General features: G+C 68.2%; 15 protein-coding genes. 8 read left to right on the forward strand and 7 right to left on the reverse strand.

Annotated elements, in window-relative coordinates; genetic code table 11:
• The first annotated feature begins 293 nt into the window (after positions 1-293).
• The 5 genes from HA630_RS26625 (at position 294) to HA630_RS21580 (ending at position 5,064) form a co-directional block, all read left to right on the forward strand.
• Positions 294-500 (forward strand): DUF3613 domain-containing protein, encoded by a 207-nt coding sequence (locus tag HA630_RS26625; protein ID WP_166833655.1) that lies wholly within the window; start codon positions 294-296, stop codon positions 498-500.
• A 5-nt stretch (positions 501-505) separates the two neighbouring features.
• Entirely contained in the window at positions 506-2,269 is a 1,764-nt protein-coding gene (locus HA630_RS21565) for a TadG family pilus assembly protein (protein WP_166837620.1), read from the forward strand.
• 37 nt (positions 2,270-2,306) lie between these two features.
• Complete coding sequence (locus HA630_RS21570) at positions 2,307-3,275, forward strand: tetratricopeptide repeat protein (RefSeq protein WP_166837622.1); 969 nt, start codon at positions 2,307-2,309, stop codon at positions 3,273-3,275.
• A gap of 59 nt (positions 3,276-3,334) precedes the next feature.
• Entirely contained in the window at positions 3,335-4,198 is an 864-nt protein-coding gene (locus HA630_RS21575; protein WP_166837624.1) for a PAS domain S-box protein, read from the forward strand.
• Positions 4,199-4,341: 143 nt separating this feature from the next.
• Complete coding sequence (locus HA630_RS21580) at positions 4,342-5,064, forward strand: hypothetical protein (protein WP_166837626.1); 723 nt, start codon at positions 4,342-4,344, stop codon at positions 5,062-5,064.
• A gap of 11 nt (positions 5,065-5,075) precedes the next feature.
• Here HA630_RS21580 and HA630_RS21585 read toward each other — a convergent pair whose 3' ends face one another.
• The 3 genes from HA630_RS21585 to HA630_RS21595 all read right to left on the reverse strand — a co-directional run bounded on the left by HA630_RS21585 (position 5,076) and on the right by HA630_RS21595 (position 8,460).
• Complete coding sequence (locus HA630_RS21585; RefSeq protein WP_166837628.1) at positions 5,076-5,279, reverse strand: hypothetical protein; 204 nt, start codon at positions 5,277-5,279, stop codon at positions 5,076-5,078.
• 122 nt (positions 5,280-5,401) lie between these two features.
• Positions 5,402-6,256, reverse strand: coding sequence for a hypothetical protein (locus tag HA630_RS21590; protein WP_208300212.1), 855 nt, complete (start codon positions 6,254-6,256; stop codon positions 5,402-5,404).
• A 35-nt stretch (positions 6,257-6,291) separates the two neighbouring features.
• Entirely contained in the window at positions 6,292-8,460 is a 2,169-nt protein-coding gene (locus HA630_RS21595; RefSeq protein ID WP_166837630.1) for an Ig-like domain-containing protein, read from the reverse strand.
• 201 nt (positions 8,461-8,661) lie between these two features.
• On the opposite strand from HA630_RS21595, the gene HA630_RS21600 reads away from it, so the two are divergent.
• Positions 8,662-9,183 (forward strand): OmpA family protein, encoded by a 522-nt coding sequence (locus tag HA630_RS21600; RefSeq protein WP_166837632.1) that lies wholly within the window; start codon positions 8,662-8,664, stop codon positions 9,181-9,183.
• Between the two features lie 19 nt (positions 9,184-9,202).
• Here HA630_RS21600 and HA630_RS21605 read toward each other — a convergent pair whose 3' ends face one another.
• Positions 9,203-10,426, reverse strand: coding sequence for a response regulator (locus HA630_RS21605; RefSeq protein ID WP_166837634.1), 1,224 nt, complete (start codon positions 10,424-10,426; stop codon positions 9,203-9,205).
• Positions 10,423-11,262, reverse strand: a complete 840-nt coding sequence (locus tag HA630_RS21610; RefSeq protein ID WP_166837635.1) for a response regulator — start codon at positions 11,260-11,262, stop codon at positions 10,423-10,425. The genes HA630_RS21605 and HA630_RS21610 overlap by 4 nt, the downstream gene beginning before the upstream one ends.
• A gap of 150 nt (positions 11,263-11,412) precedes the next feature.
• Between HA630_RS21610 and HA630_RS21615 the strand changes: the two genes are divergently transcribed.
• Both HA630_RS21615 and HA630_RS21620 read left to right on the forward strand, forming a co-directional pair.
• Positions 11,413-11,595 (forward strand): hypothetical protein, encoded by a 183-nt coding sequence (locus HA630_RS21615; RefSeq protein ID WP_166833782.1) that lies wholly within the window; start codon positions 11,413-11,415, stop codon positions 11,593-11,595.
• 228 nt (positions 11,596-11,823) lie between these two features.
• Positions 11,824-12,723, forward strand: a complete 900-nt coding sequence (locus tag HA630_RS21620) for a recombination-associated protein RdgC (protein ID WP_166833784.1) — start codon at positions 11,824-11,826, stop codon at positions 12,721-12,723.
• A gap of 31 nt (positions 12,724-12,754) precedes the next feature.
• Here HA630_RS21620 and HA630_RS21625 read toward each other — a convergent pair whose 3' ends face one another.
• Positions 12,755-13,543 carry an ABC transporter ATP-binding protein gene (locus tag HA630_RS21625; RefSeq protein WP_166833786.1) on the reverse strand — a complete coding sequence of 263 codons (789 nt, stop codon included), beginning with the start codon at positions 13,541-13,543 and terminating at the stop codon, positions 12,755-12,757.
• Positions 13,540-14,562 (reverse strand): tripartite tricarboxylate transporter substrate binding protein, encoded by a 1,023-nt coding sequence (locus HA630_RS21630; RefSeq protein ID WP_166833788.1) that lies wholly within the window; start codon positions 14,560-14,562, stop codon positions 13,540-13,542. The genes HA630_RS21625 and HA630_RS21630 overlap by 4 nt, the downstream gene beginning before the upstream one ends.
• Positions 14,563-14,652: the final 90 nt, after the last annotated feature.

The following is a 14,652-nucleotide window of genomic DNA, read 5'->3' on the forward strand; positions in this document are numbered from 1 at the left end:
GGCCCCGAAGCGCGCGACAAGGTGCGCGCTCTGGCCGCCGCACGCACCGGTGCGGTGGACGGCCGTGAAACCTTTTCCGCCCCGCCTCGGTAAACGATACTGAGTCCATGCGCTCACCAAAGACCTCCATGCACGTCCCACTCCTGCGCCTTGACACCACTGCCCTTGCCCGCCTGCGTCGATGGGGCACCTGCGCGGGCTTGTTGTTGTGTGCCCTCGCAGCGCCGAGCTGGGCCCAGGACTTGGCCACCCCGCCCGCAACGCAGCCGCCGGCCGAAGCGCCAGATCGCAGCGTGGACCACCCACCCGCCGGTCCGCGCCCGATCGGCGCCGACACGCGCGCCCTGTTCGAGCACCAGCGCCAGGCGAGCGCCGGGCGGCCGGCCCCCGGCATCCCTGGCCCGGTGGCTGTCGAGACCTGGGAGCGCTACCTGCGCAGCTATCGGTCCGAAATCCCGGCGCAGTTCGACCGGCAGCTCAAAGAATCGGTCAACCGTTGAACCCGATGCGCGGTTTCAGGCGTTGGCAACGGCAAAGCGGCGGGGTGCTGCTGCTGGGGGTAGGCGCCATTCTGCTGGCCTTGTCCACCTTGGCCGTGGTGGACGTGGGCCAGGTGTTCTACATCAAGCGCGAACTGCAGAAGACCGCCGACCTGGCCGCGCTGGCCGGCGCGCAATTCCCCGGCGACTGCAACGCCATGCAGCAGCGCGCCACCCAGAACGCCGCCCGCAACGACAGCGCCACCCCCGACCTGGCCCTGACCCTGACCTGTGGCACCTGGGCCGCCGACCGCCCGGCCGACGAACGCTTCCAGGCGGGCACCGCGGCGCCCAACGCCGTGCGTGTGGTGGCAGCGCAGGAAGTGCCTTACTTCATCCTCAACTTCATGGGGGGCGAACGCAGCAAGCTCGTCGAGGCCCGCTCCACCGCGGCGAACCCGGTCAATGGCGGGCTGCTGAGCATCCACTCCATCGGCACCGGTGTGGCCCGCGCCGACCTCAACGCCGGCCTGCTCAACCCCCTGCTGTCGGGGCTGCTGCGCAGCAACGTCAACCTCAGCCTGGTGTCCTACCAGGGCCTGGCCGACGCCAAGGTGCGGCTGCTGGACATCGTGCGGGCCGACCCGATCAACCTCGGCAGCGTGGACAGCCTGGCCGGTGCCCGCGTCAGCCTGTACGACTTTGTGGTGGCCACGGCCAACGCCAGTCCCGACAGCCTTGTCAAAACCACCCTGCTCAACAACCTGCTGAACGTCAACCTGCGCGACCTCAACCTGGACCTGGGCCAGGTGTTGCGCCTGCAGACCCTGGACCCCAGCTCGGTGGCGCAAGCCAGCCTGTCCGCCCTGGACCTGGTGATGCTGGCCGCCCAGGTGGCCAATGGCAGCCATGCGGTGGCGCTCCAGACCGGCCTGCCGCTGGTCGGCCTGTCGCTCAAGGTGATCGAGCCTCCCCAGTACGCCATCGGCGGACTGGGGGCCACGGCGCGCTCGGCCCAGGTCCGCCTGCAACTGGCGCTCAAGCTCTCGTCGGACCCCAGCATCGGCGCCCTGCTCAACACCCTGTCGAGCCTCATCGCTTTTCAGGACATCCACATCAACCTCGAACTGGCCGCCGGCCAGGCGGTGCTGACCGAAGCCGTGTGCGCACCGCGCCGCGAAGACGCCCTGGTTGGCATGCGGGTGAGCACCGGGCTGATCCAGACCTGCATCTCGAACGACGCCAACGCCGGCTTCAACAACTGCCCGGCCAAGCTGACCGTGCTGGACATCCCCCTGATCAAGCGCAAGCTCGAACTGGGCGCTCCGGCCCTGACCCTGCAGCAGATGGCCCAGCACGACATCGTCTTCGGACCCGGCTCTGCCCAGGGCCTCCTCATCGAAGATGAGCGCCCTTACACCGTGGGCTCATCGGTTGGCAACACCCTGACCAGCGCCCTGAACACCCTGTTCAACACCGTGCAGGGAGCCAGCCTGACCAAGTACGGCGACCCCACCAAAAGCCAGTTGCTGGGCAACAACATCATCAGCAACCTGCTGTCGGGCCTGCTCAACCTGCTGCTGGCCACGGTGGACACCCTGGTCAATGAAATCCTGCAGGCCATCCTGCCGGTGATCAACTCGGTGCTCAACACCCTGGTCCAACCCGTCATCGCCAACCTTGTCGGCGGCCTGATCGACCCCCTGCTGAGCCAGTTGGGCCTGCGTCTGGGCTACAGTGATGTGCGACACATCAAACTCTTCTGCAACGAAGCCGTGCTGGTGAACTGAATCGCGACGGCGCTCCCAGCGCCCCGCCCCCATACACATGAACCGTTCGCTGTTTTCCACCCGCCGCTGGCGACTCATCCTGTGCGCCCTGTCACTGGGCCTGTCCGGCCTGACCTGGGCCGACGCCACGCCCTCCGACATCCAGCAACTGCTCCAGCGCGGCCAGCCGGCACAGGCACTGCAACGGATCGACCAGGCGCTGGCACGCACACCCGACCGACCGGACTTGGCCTTTTACCGTGGTGTGGCGCTCACCGAGCTCAACCGCGACGAGGAGGCCCTGGCCATTTTTCGCGGACTGCACCGCACCTACCCCGACTCGCCCGAGCCCCTGAACAACCTGGGCGTGCTGCTGGCGCGTCAAGGCCAGTGGCCGGCTGCCGTGGAAGCCTTGCAGACCGCCCTGAAACTGGACCCGCAGTACCCCGCCGCCCACGAAAACCTGGGCGACGTGTACGCCCGCATGGCCGCGCAGTCCTACCAGAATGCCTTGCAGGCACCGGCCGGTCAGTCCGGTCACGCCCAGGCCAAATGGCGGCTGGTGTCCCAGATCGCTCCGTTGCAAGCCAGCAAGGTAGCCCCCCCCACCACAGACCCGCGTGGCACTGCTGCCCCCGTGACTGACACGCCCCGGCCTGCCACCCGCCACGCGCCCCAGGCCCCCTTGAGCCCCGCAGAGCAACAGGTCCGTGCCGCTCTGCAGGGCTGGGCCGACGCCTGGTCCCGGCGTGACGTCGAGGCCTATGTCGCGAGTTACACCCCCACCTACGCCCCCGCTGGCATGACCCGCGAGCAATGGCTGGCGCAGCGCCGTGCCCGGATCGGCGGCAAGAGCTCCATCAGCGTGGCCCTGAGCGACATCCAGACCCGCATCGATGGCGACCAGGCCCAGGTGCAACTGGTTCAGCGCTACAGTGCCAACGACCACCGCGCGGTGGACCGCAAGACCCTGCTGATGCGGCGCGACGGCGACACCTGGCGCATCGAGCAAGAACGCAACCGCTGAGCCCAGGCCAAGCCGACATGTCCACCCCTCTCTGGGCTTACGCATCGCTGGGCGGGCTGATGGGCTTCGCCCTGCTGTCGGGCTGGCTCGTCAGCCGCTTGCTGCGTGCGACCCGGCAATCCCGCAGCACCCTCGAAACCAGTGCCCAGCAAAAGGCCATCCTGGACAGTTCTGACGATGCGATCGTGACCATCACCCAGGACGGCCTGATCCGCAGTTTCAACAAGTCGGCGGAAAAAATGTTCCTGTGGACCGAGGACGACATCATCGGCCGCAACGTCAACATCCTCATGCCCGAACCGTTCAAGTCGGCGCACGACATTTACCTGTCGCGCTACCAACTGGATGGCAACGACAAACGGGTAATTTCCAAAACCCGCGAACTCACCGGGGTGCGCAAGGACGGCAGCGAGTTTCCAATGAGCCTCACTGTGCAAAAAGTGAGACGGGCCGAGCCGTTGCTGTTTGTGGGCTTCATCCAGGACCTGACCGAAGTGCGCGACCAGCGCAACCACCTGGCACACACCAAACGCCAGTACAACAGCCTGCTGCACGGGATGCCAGGCGTGGTCTGGAGTGCGACACTGGAAGCCGCACCCTTGACCTTGTTCGTCACCGACAACATCGCCGAGCTGACGGGTTACCCCCCCGAACATTTCCGTGACCAGCACGTTGCCCTGAACGACCTGATCGACCCCGAGGATGCGCCCCAAGCCCTACAGTGCAGGCAACTGGCGCGAACGCGCTCGGAAGAATACGCGGTGGCATTGCGCTTGCGCACCTGCGAGGACCAACAGGTTGCGGTGGTGGAACTGGGCCGTGTGACAACCCACACGGACGGCTCGGCGCGGGTGCAGGCCTTGTGGCTCCGTGTCGACTCACCCGCGTGGCAGCGGCTGCAAGCCTACCTTCAACGTCATTAGCCAGCGGCATTGGCCGCAAAGCCTTCCTTCCAGCAACGGTGGGCACACCGCCAGCAACGGTGGCCGTCGCCGCAGACGGATGATGGGAACCACAGAGTCGTTCACGACCTTGCCCCCCACACCGCCTGTGAAAGGAAAGCACCATGCGCCGGTCCGCTGCCCCCTCCCACACCCCCAACGGTTTGTTGGCCGCCACCTGGCGGCGCCGTTTTGCGGCCACCGCCTTGGTCGTGTGCGCGACCAACCCGGCGGCCTGGGCCGCCGAAGACACCTCGGCGAATGCTGGGCTGTCGCCCAAGCAGGTGGCACAAACCATGGCCATCGGCGACAGCCTGAGCACGGGCCTGGGCCTGGCCGCCGGTGCCGTGGAGGCCAACCCGCTGGTCAGCACCACGCCGCTGGGGTTGGTGGCATTGGCCGGCATGAAGCTGCTGATGCTCAACGAAATCGACAAGTACCCGGAAGAACAACGCGTGCCACTGCAACGCAAGATGTCCTCGTTCTGGGGCGGCCTCACCGCCAACAACCTGATGCTGGCGGCCGGCGCCACCGGCGGACTGGCCATTCCGGCCGGCCTGCTGGCCAGCTACATGATCTACAACTCGGAAAAATTCGAGCAAGCCGAAGCCGCGGCCCTGGCCAAGGCGAACCAGAAACACGATTTCCGCGTCAGTCCAACCTACACGGTGGTGACGGAACTGTCGGTACGGCCCGCCAAGGCCGACGGCAGCTACGACCCGGACGCCACGCTGACAACCGTGGAGGTCAAGACGACCAACCCCTTGTTGGCCAAAGTGAACACCTACCTCCACCCCGACGGAACGAAATACTACGTCGAGGGTCACCGCCTGAAAACCACGGGCTGAGCCCGGCCCCCTCAGGGGTGGGGCGGTGGGGGATCGAAGGACGCCACCATGTCGGTCAGCCTCTGCACCTGCTCGACCAAGGCTGAGACGCCGGAGATGCGGGCCGAGATCTCATCGGTGCCTGTCGCGTTCACTGCGGACAGTTGGGGCTCAAGGTGTTCGGCACCCGCCAGGAAAACCAGCAGGCTGTCGACTTCGTCAAACAGCAAATCCATGGGCGCAAGCGGCGGGGTCGAGGCAGCGACGGATTTGTCGCCGCCTCCGACTGGTACAGGAGGCATGGACCCCAAAGAGGCGGCATCCCATGCACCCGATCCCACGTCAAACCCCTTGAACATCAGGCCAGCACGCCGCCCAACAGGCCAGTGAGCAGACCGTTTTCACCGCCCAGGACACCGTCCACGAGACCCGTCACTGGGGCCAGCAGGCCACCGCCGAGCAGGTCCCCGCCCAACAGGTCACCACCCAGCAGATCGCCGCCGAGCACGCCGTCCAGCAGACCCGTCACCGGGGCCAGCAGGTCGCCACCGAGCAGGTCCCCGCCCAACAGGTCGCCACCCAGCAGATCGCCGCCGAGCACGCCGTCCAGCAGACCCGTCACCGGGGCCAGCAGGTCACCACCGAGCAGGTCTCCGCCCAACAGGTCACCACCCAGCAGATCGCCGCCGAGCACGCCGTCCAGCAGACCCGTCACCGGGGCCAGCAGGTCACCGCCGAGCAGGTCCCCGCCCAACAGGTCACCACCCAGCAGATCGCCGCCGAGCACGCCGTCCAGCAGACCCGTCACCGGGGCCAGCAGGTCACCACCGAGCAGGTCCCCGCCCAACAGGTCGCCACCCAGCAGATCGCCGCCGAGCACGCCGTCCAGCAGACCCGTCACCGGGGCCAGCAGGTCACCGCCGAGCAGGTCCCCGCCCAACAGGTCGCCACCCAGCAGCGCCTGGGCGCCATCGACCGTGTGGTTGAGGGCCGTCTGCAGGTTGTCGACCGTGTGGTTGAGCACCGTGGTCACGCTGTCGACCAGGGTATCCAGTGGCAGGGCGGTGTCCACCACCCCCTGGACGTTGGATACCAGACCCGAAAGCCGAGCGCCATCGAGCAGGGCGGTGACGCCGCCGGTCAGATCGCCAGAATCACCAAGCAGGGGCAGGGAAGCGGCCAGAGACGTGGCGGAAGTGAGGTTTTGCAGCATGATTGTGGTTGGGTTGGGTTGGGGGTTGAAGAAAATCAGCCGAGCAGACCGCCGAGCAGGCCATCGTCGTTGTTGCCGCTGTCGCTGACCAAGGGCTGGGTGATGCCCCCTTCCTCACCCGACAACACGGGGGTCAGGGTGGTGTCGGCCAGAGACTCTAGGGTGGGGTCGAGCAGGTCGGACACGAGATCGCCGGTGCCCAGGGTGTCGTCGAGGTTCTCGGTCAGGTCGCCGGTCAGGGTGGTCAGGGCGTCACCGATGTCGCCGGTGGCGGTGGTGGTTTCGCCAGACAGCACGTCGGTTTCTGCCAGGGTGTCGGTCAGGCCGCCCAGATCGGTTACCAGATCGCCAACGGTGTTCGTCAGGGGGTTGTCGCCGCTGCCGACGATGCCCACGCCCAGATCCATCAGGGTGTCGGTCAGGCCGCCATCGGCTATCAGCAAGTCTTCGCCGCTGGCCACCAGGTCAGAAACGGTCTCGTCAAGGGTGGCGGTCAGGGGATCGGTCAGGCCCGACAGGCCCAGGGAATCGCCCAGCGTCTGAACCGCATCGGTGGCGTTGTCCACCGTGCCGTCCACGCCTCCCAGCAGGGTGCTGTCGTCGCCAGAGTCCAGCAGGCTGCCCACGGTGCCATCGAGCAGGCTGTCGGCTGTGGGGTTCAGCAAGTCCTGCACCAGGGTGTCGGTGCCCAGCAGTTCGTCCAGGCCCGCCGTGAGGTCACCGGTCAGGCTGCCCAGGTCGTCCGACAGGTTGCCTGTGGTCGAGTCGGTTTCGGAATTCAACGCGTCCTGGTTGATCAGGGTGTTGAGGGTGTTGGAAAGGTTGCTCACGAGGTCACCGACCAAACCGGTCACCGGCTCCAAAGCGGTGCCTTCGCCAAGCTCGGTCACGGCATCGCCCAATTGGCCCACGCCACCGAGCACACCGCTCTCACCGTCGGTGCCGATCAGCACTTCGTCCAGCAGTCCGGTGAGGTCGTCCACCAAGGGGTCCACCAGTTCCTGGGTCAGGGGGTCGGTGACGCCGTTCAGGCCGAGGGACTCGGACAGGGTGTCCACGGTGTCGGTCAGGTTGTCGGTGGTGACGGCGGCGCCGCTGAGCAGGGTGGCGTCGGCGGCTTCGGGGTCGGTCGGGTCGGTGGGATCGGTCGGGTCAACCGGGCCCTCACCGCCGGGCGGCACGGAACCGCTGACCGGGTTGCTGGTGTTGCCGGCTTCGTCGGTGGCGGTCACGGTGATACCACTGTCCTCGGCCAGGGGAGGGTCGAAGGTGGCGGTGTAGTTGCCATTCTCGTCGGCGACCACGGTGACAGGGTCGCGGCCTTCGGCTTCGATGACCACGGTGCTGCCGGGCTCGGCCTCGCCTGAGACGACTGCGCCCGCCTCACTGACGTTGATGGTGGGATCCGGGGTCGCAGTGTCGATGACCACGGTGCTGGACGGGCTGGGCTGGCTGGTGCCAGCCTCGCCTTCCAGGCGGTAGGACAACTCGTAGGTGCCGTCTTCCAGGGGCATGTTCGGGGTCAGTTCGCCGGTTTCGCGGTTGTAGGTGGCCTCCACCGGCTCACCGTTGACCAGCAGCACAGGGGTGACGCCCTCGGGGTAGATGCCGACCAGCAGGCTGGGGGTGTTGTCGTTGGTCAGCCCCCCGTCGGCCACAAACCCAACGTGCGAAGGCACGTTGTCGTAGACCGCGGCCTGCACCGGGGTGCTGCTCGGACTGGTGGGATCGGTGGGATCGGTGGGGTTGCCCGGGCCGGTCGGAGAGGTCCCGCCACCGTTGTCGTCGTTGTTCAGGGCACCGCCCAGCAGCGCGCCACCCAGCAGGGCACCGGCCAGCAGCATGCCACTGTCGCCGGCCAGCACCGCACCGGATTTGGAGCTCTTGGCCATGGTCACGGCCTCTTCGGTGGCGGGATCGACGAACGCGGCATCGCCAGCCACCACCTCCACATCGGCCACCGCACCGGCACCGGCGTTGTCCTTGTCGCCCACCACGATCTCGGAGTTGGGGGCCACGCGGACGATGGCTTCCTGGGTGCCGGCGGCGTTGCGCACGCGGACATCGACCGCCTTGTCGCCGGTCACGACCCGGTCGCCGGCGATCAACGGCTGGTTCGAGGGCACGAGCACCGTCTCGGTGCCGCGGATCACGGGAACGACTTCGACGGCTGCGTTGGCCGGGCTGACGGTGTTGGCTTGCATGGGGCTTCCTGTGGAGGGTCTGGGAACGACAGCCGCGGGGATTGCGCTGTCATGTGCCTCGTTTACCTGGGCACCTGCGCAAAAGTTTCAAACCGCAAATACCCGACGCTTCCTGTCGGAAAATCCGCGCTTGAAACCGATTGATGCCTCACCCGGTAAAGCGTGCATCCCTGTTCACCCCAACACCTCCAAGGCTTCCCCATGCACAAACTCATCACCACCCTGACCGCCGCCGCCATCCTGGGGGGGTGCGCCGTTGCCGGGGGGTCCGTGACCAAAGAAGACCGCCAGATCATCTACGCCACCAGCCGCCCGGTGCCGGTGACGGCCCCGGAGCCCGTCAGCGCCAACCCAGTGGCGGCGGTGGTGGCCCCCGCCCAGCCCGAGGCCGAACGGCAGGTGGTGGTGTACTTCGACTTCGACAAGTTCGACGTCAAGCCGATGTACCTGAAAGACCTCGAGCGCGTGGCCGGGTTGCTGAAGAACGGGCCGGCCCGGGCCATGGTGGAAGGCCACACCGACGCCCAAGGCTCCACCGAATACAACCTGGGGCTGGGTCAGCGCCGCGCCGAAGCCGTGCGCAAGGTGCTGGAGACCTACGGGGCACCGGCCAGCGGGCTGGAAGCGATCAGCTATGGCAAGGAACGCCTGGCCGTGGAAGGCCGCGACGAGGCCAGCCACGCGAAGAACCGCCGCGCCGAGATCCTGCTGGTCCGCCCCTGACTTACGGCTCCGCCCGGCGTCAAGCCGCCGGGTTCTGGTGCCCCCGCAGGCGGTCTTCGACCGCGTCGAGATCGCCCGTTTGGGCCAGCACCACCACCGCCGCCCAGAACCCGTTGTCCTGACCCGGCCGTTGGGCTTGGCGCTGGGCCAGTTCCAGCACGTCGGTGACGGCGCCCAGGGCCAGGGCTTGGCGCAGCGCCTCCCATTCGGCCGACATGGCTGACCCGCGCGTATCGTTCGCGGGCCATGGCAGCAAGGTCTGCAGGGTGTGGCGCAGACGCCGCCAGTCGATGGGCTTGGTGAGTGCCGCGTCAAACCAGGCCCCCTCGGTGGGCGCAAATGAGCCCAGCGCCGAAGGCTGCGTGCCCGACAGCAACACCACCGGGACCGTTGGGCAGGCCCTCCGACACGCCTGCAAGACGTCGTGACCGGTGGCGCCAGGCATGGTGAGGTCGGTCAACACCAGCGCGGGCGCAGCCTCGGGATGGGCCTCCAGGTGGTCAATCAGGGCCTGCCCGTCGGCCCAGGCCTGCACGCGCAATCCCCAATCGCCCAACACCCGCACCAGCAGTTCGCGGACGTCCGCATGGTCCTCGGCCAGCCAGAGGGCATGGCCAGCAGCACCGAGGGGCTCTTGGAACGAGGGGGCTGAACGGGCCAGGTCCTGCGGGCGCAAGCTGCGCTCACTGGCGGCGGTGGCGGGCACCTCCAGCGCGGACACGGCCGGTGACCCGCCGGGCATGGGCCATTGCAGCCGCAGTGCGCTGCCGGTCCAGGCCAGGGTGGGCGCCACGGCTAGCCCGTGCGTCTGCCAGGCGGTGCCGGCAAGCTGGCGGACCGCGGCCAGCAAGCCGTCCAGGTCGAGTCGCAACACCACCGGCCAGCCCCGCCCGTCCGGGCCAGGGTCGGCTGGGCACACCTGTACGGTTTGCCCCAGCACCGCCTCCAGTTCAGCAACGATGCCGGTGGTGTACGCCACGCCCGTGGCCGGGTCGGGCAGGGGCGTGGCCTCGCCCAGAAACTGTTGGGCCTGGCTGGTCAGCCGCTCCAGCATTTCCTGCATCTTGCGCGCCGCCCCCAGGATGGAGGCGACGGCGTCGGCATCGGCCGCTTGGCGGGGCTGCAACAACTGAGCCGTGCCCAGGATCACGGTCAACGGGCCGCGCAGGTCGTGCGACACCTGCGACAACAAACGCCAGGCGGACGCCGGGGTGGCGGTGGGCTCGGAACCGGGTGCGGTCATGGGGCTTCCTGCGGTCGGGACGGGGCGTGCTGGCGGGCCTGGCGGAAGGCACGGGGTGACATGCCAAAACGCTCGCGGAAGGCGGCAGCGAAGTTGGAGCCGCTGGTGAAGCCCAGTTCGCTGGCGATGTCCTGGATCTCGAGCACCGTCTCGCCCAGCAGCTGGGCGGCTTCTTTCATGCGTTCTTCGCGCAGGTACTCGAACACGGTGGCCCCCACGCAGTGCTTGAACGCGTCGTTGAGGCGGCGGGCGTTGGTGCCGACCGCGGCGGCCAGGCTGTGCAGGTCGGGCACGGCGCCGAGGTCTTTGAGCAGGTGCAGCCGGGCACTTTCAAAAACGATGCGGTCGAGGCGGTTGGCGGGCGCACCCGCGGCCAGGTCTTGGGGCGCCGGTGGAGCGGGCGGCGCGGCTGGGGCGGCGACCGGGGCCAGTGGGCGCAGGTGGATGCTCAGCCGCAGGCGCACTTCCTCGAAATTGAAGGGCTTGGTGATGTAGTCGATGGCCCCCACCAGCAAACCCTGCACCCGCTCGCCCGGCGCAGCGGCCCCGGTGAGAAAAATGACCGGGATGTGCTGGGTGTTGGGGTGGCGCTTGAGGGCCTGGCAGGCCGACACGCCGTCGCACACGGGCATGCGCACGTCCATCAGGATCAGGTGCGGCTGCACGGCCTGGGCCTTGTTCACCCCGTCGACGCCGTCACGGGCCAGGTAGACGCGGCAGCCCTGCTGCTGCAGGTAGTTGGCGAGCAGTTTGCGCTCGTCCTCGGCGTCGTCCACGACCAGGATGCGCTGGCCCAGCAGGTTGGTGAGGCCGGGCACCGGGCGGTCCGCGGTCATGCACGCCTCCGCCGCAGAACCGGCATGCAAACAGTGCACGCCAGCAACGGTTGGGCGCACTCGGGCAGTGGTGCGGGCATCCGGGCAGCGACCATCACAACCAGTCTCCCCAACCTCTTCCACGGGAAGCAACCAAGAAAGGAAGCAGCCATGTCATCTTTTCAGCATTTCCTGCAATCGCTGCAAACCGGTGGTCAGCGCCACCCGTCTCAGCTCGGTTTGAACGGGGCGGACGGCACAGGGTTGGAAGACCTCAGCGACAGCGTGGATCTGATCGGCTACCTGACGGCCCTGGGCTACGAAGTCACCAGCGCCCCCCGCCGCGAAATGTAACCCGAGGAGCGACCGCCATGAAATACCTGACCCCATTTGCCTCTCTGGTCGCGGCCATGTACGTCGCCACGGGCGTAACCACCGGCATCAGCCTGCAGATCGAGTCGCTGCTCTCGCTGCTGCAATTTTGAGTGCCCCGGCACACCCGGCCGCAACGGGTGCGCCGCCTTCCTCTAAGATGCTGACCTATGCCCGGCACGCCCGGGCCGGCTCTGAAGAAGGAATGCTGTGTTCAAGAATGTGATGCTCTACCGCATCGGCGACGGCTGGTCGGCCCCGGTGGAACAGATGGAAGAAGCCTTGGCGAAGATGCCTTTTGTGCCCTGCGGCGCCACGCAGGACAAGGCCCTGGGTTGGGTGCCACCGCGCGGCAACGCCCACGGGGCGCTGGTGGAAACGGTAGCGGGCCACCGCATTCTGCGTTTTCAGATCGAGACCAAGGGCGTGCCCGGCTCGGTCGTCAAGCGCCACCTGGAGGAACGGGTGGCACAGATCGAGGCCAAGGAAGGCCGCAAACCCGGGCGCAAGGAAAGCCGCGAGCTGCACGACGAGATCGTGCACGACCTGCTGCCCATGGCGTTTGCCAAAACCAGCAGCGTGACCGTGTGGCTGGACCTGGCCGCCGGCCGGCTGGTGCTGGACACCACCAGCCTGCCCAAGGCCGACGCGGTGACCACCGCGCTGGTGCAGGCCTTCGACGGCCTGCGCCTGAGCCCGTTGAACACCCAGGTGTCGCCCCAGGTCGCCATGACCGCCTGGCTCACCGGCAACGCCGACGACTGGCCGGCCCATTTTGCGCCGGGCCGCGAGGTGGAGCTGAAGTCGGGCGACGAGATGAAGTCGGTGGTGAAATTCACCCGCCACCACCTGGAGGACGAGGAGATGCGCCGCCACATCGGCCAGGGCAAGCTGCCGACCAAGCTGGCGCTGGACTGGGACGGCCGCGTGTCCTTTGTGCTCACCGAGGGCGGCGCGCTGGCCAAGGTGGCGTTTCTGGACGGCGTCTTCGAGGACAACGCCGGCGCCGAGGACAACGGCGGCTTCGACACCGACGTGGCGATTGCCACTGGCGAGCTGGGCGCCCTGATCAACGACCTGACCGTGGCGCTGGGCGGCGAATTGCTGTAAGCCGTGCCCTGCACGAACCCCGCTTAGGCCATCAAGGCTGGGCGGAGGGCCCCAGATCGGCCTGTGGTTCGGTGTGGCTCAGGAAGGCCGCCTCCAGATCGCTGGTGCCGGTGCGGGCCAGCAGCGCCGGCACCGGGCCGTCGAACCGCACCTGGCCCTGGTGCAACACCACCACCCGGTCGGCGTCGGCCACTTCGTCGACCAAATGGGTGGTCCACAGCACGGCCACCCCGGTGTCGCGGCGCAGGGCCTGGACGGCCTGGCGCAGTTGCTGGCGTGAGGCTGGGTCCAGCCCCACGGTGGCTTCGTCCATGAGCAGCACGCGGGGCCGGTGCAACATGGCGCGCACCAGTTCCACCTTGCGCCGGTTGCCGCCGGACAGGGCCCGCACCGGCTGACCCGCCTGCTCGGGCAGGCCCAAGGCCGCCAGCCCCTGCGCGATGCGCTCCTGCGCCACGGCCCGGGGCAGGCCGTGCAGATCGGTGTGGAACAGCAGGTTGGCGCGCACCGACAGGTCCAGGTCCAGCGCCATTTGCTGGAACACCACGCCCAGCCCGGCCAGGGCGCGGGGCGCGTCGCGGCGCAGGTCGTGGCCCAGCACCTGGATCTGGCCGGCGTCGGGCACGAACAGGCCGGTCAGCAGTTGCATGAGGGTGCTTTTGCCGGCGCCGTTGGGCCCGAGCAGGGCCACCAGTTCGCCGGCGTGCAGGCACAGGTCCACCCCGCGCAGGGCGGGTTTGCCACCGTAGGCCTTGGCCAGGCCTTGCGCCTGTAACACGGTGGGACGGTGGTCGAAGGCGGGGTCGGGCAGATTCGTCATGGCGCGGTGGCGGGCGCGGCCAGCAGTTTCATGCCTTGCAACAGGCGGCGTTCGTGGGCCTGTGCGTCGCGCAGGGCGGCCTGGTAGGCGGCGGGACCCAGGTAGGCGGGGTCTTGGTCGTAGCGGGCCAGTTCGGCCAGGTGGCGGGGGGTGAACATGGCGTGCTTGAAGGCGTCGTGCAGGGCGTTCAGTATGGCATGGGGGGTGCCGGCCGGCGCCGCCAGCCCCCAGGGAGAGTGGTACACCGCCGGCTCAAAGCCCAGTTCGCGCATGGTGGGCACCTGCGGCCAGCGCGGCATGCGGTGTTCGGCGAACACGGCCAGCAGGCGCAGCTTGCCCTGCTCCACCCAAGGGGCAAAGCCGGTGGAGTTCATGCCCGCCATGATGGTGCCGGACACCAAAGCGAGCATCTGGTCGGCGGTGCCTTTGTAGGGCACGTGGGTGTAGGCGATGCCCTGGGCCTTCAGCAAAGTCTCCATGGCCAGGTGCGGGGTGGAGCCCACGCCGGTGGACCCCAGGGTGAGCTGGCCGGGGTGGGCGCGCGCCCAGGCCAGCAGGTCGGCGACGTGGCGCCAGGGGCTGTCGGCCGCGACCAGAAGGCCAAAGGTGGTGCTGGAGACCTGCAGAATGGGGGCCAGGTCGGTCAAGGGGTCCCAGGGCACCGGGTTCATGAGGGCGAAGCGCAGCACGGTGACGGGCAACTGCCCGATGGTGTGGCCGTCCGGCGCCGCCGCTTTGAGCAAGGGCGCCACCAGCGTGCCGGCCGCCCCCGGGCGGTTGATGACCACCACCGGCTGGCCCAGGCGGGCGGCGGCCTCTTCGGCCAGGACGCGCACCGTCAGGTCGGTGCCGCCGCCGGGGGGCCAGGGCACGATGAGCTGGATGGGCCGTTGCGGCCAGGGTGCAGAGGGTGAAGGGGGGTTGGCACTGGCCCACCGCGGCAGCGCGGCGGCCAGGCCGGTGGCGCTGGCGCCGCGCAACCAGGCGCGCCGGGTCGGGGCCGAAGAATCGATGGGCAAGGCAGTCTCCGTGGGTCGCGGTCGTGTCGCCGCGTGTGCAACACCTGCAAGCAAATACCGCGCCCGTTTTTCAGGCACTGAAATTGCTAG

The sequence above is a fragment of the Aquabacterium sp. A08 genome, from assembly GCF_011742065.1.

What these genes read in the sequence shown, in the direction of transcription:
- HA630_RS21565 (WP_166837620.1), top strand. Translation starts at nt 506, where the DNA reads ATGCGCGGTTTCAGGCGTTGGCAACGGCAAAGCGGCGGGGTGCTGCTG.
- HA630_RS21570 (WP_166837622.1), top strand. Translation starts at nt 2,307, where the DNA reads ATGAACCGTTCGCTGTTTTCCACCCGCCGCTGGCGACTCATCCTGTGC.
- HA630_RS21575 (WP_166837624.1), top strand. Translation starts at nt 3,335, where the DNA reads ATGGGCTTCGCCCTGCTGTCGGGCTGGCTCGTCAGCCGCTTGCTGCGT.
- HA630_RS21580 (WP_166837626.1), top strand. Translation starts at nt 4,342, where the DNA reads ATGCGCCGGTCCGCTGCCCCCTCCCACACCCCCAACGGTTTGTTGGCC.
- HA630_RS21585 (WP_166837628.1), bottom strand. Translation starts at nt 5,279, where the DNA reads ATGGATTTGCTGTTTGACGAAGTCGACAGCCTGCTGGTTTTCCTGGCG.
- HA630_RS21590 (WP_208300212.1), bottom strand. Translation starts at nt 6,256, where the DNA reads ATGCTGCAAAACCTCACTTCCGCCACGTCTCTGGCCGCTTCCCTGCCC.
- HA630_RS21595 (WP_166837630.1), bottom strand. Translation starts at nt 8,460, where the DNA reads ATGCAAGCCAACACCGTCAGCCCGGCCAACGCAGCCGTCGAAGTCGTT.
- HA630_RS21600 (WP_166837632.1), top strand. Translation starts at nt 8,662, where the DNA reads ATGCACAAACTCATCACCACCCTGACCGCCGCCGCCATCCTGGGGGGG.
- HA630_RS21605 (WP_166837634.1), bottom strand. Translation starts at nt 10,426, where the DNA reads ATGACCGCACCCGGTTCCGAGCCCACCGCCACCCCGGCGTCCGCCTGG.
- HA630_RS21610 (WP_166837635.1), bottom strand. Translation starts at nt 11,262, where the DNA reads ATGACCGCGGACCGCCCGGTGCCCGGCCTCACCAACCTGCTGGGCCAG.
- HA630_RS21615 (WP_166833782.1), top strand. Translation starts at nt 11,413, where the DNA reads ATGTCATCTTTTCAGCATTTCCTGCAATCGCTGCAAACCGGTGGTCAG.
- HA630_RS21625 (WP_166833786.1), bottom strand. Translation starts at nt 13,543, where the DNA reads ATGACGAATCTGCCCGACCCCGCCTTCGACCACCGTCCCACCGTGTTA.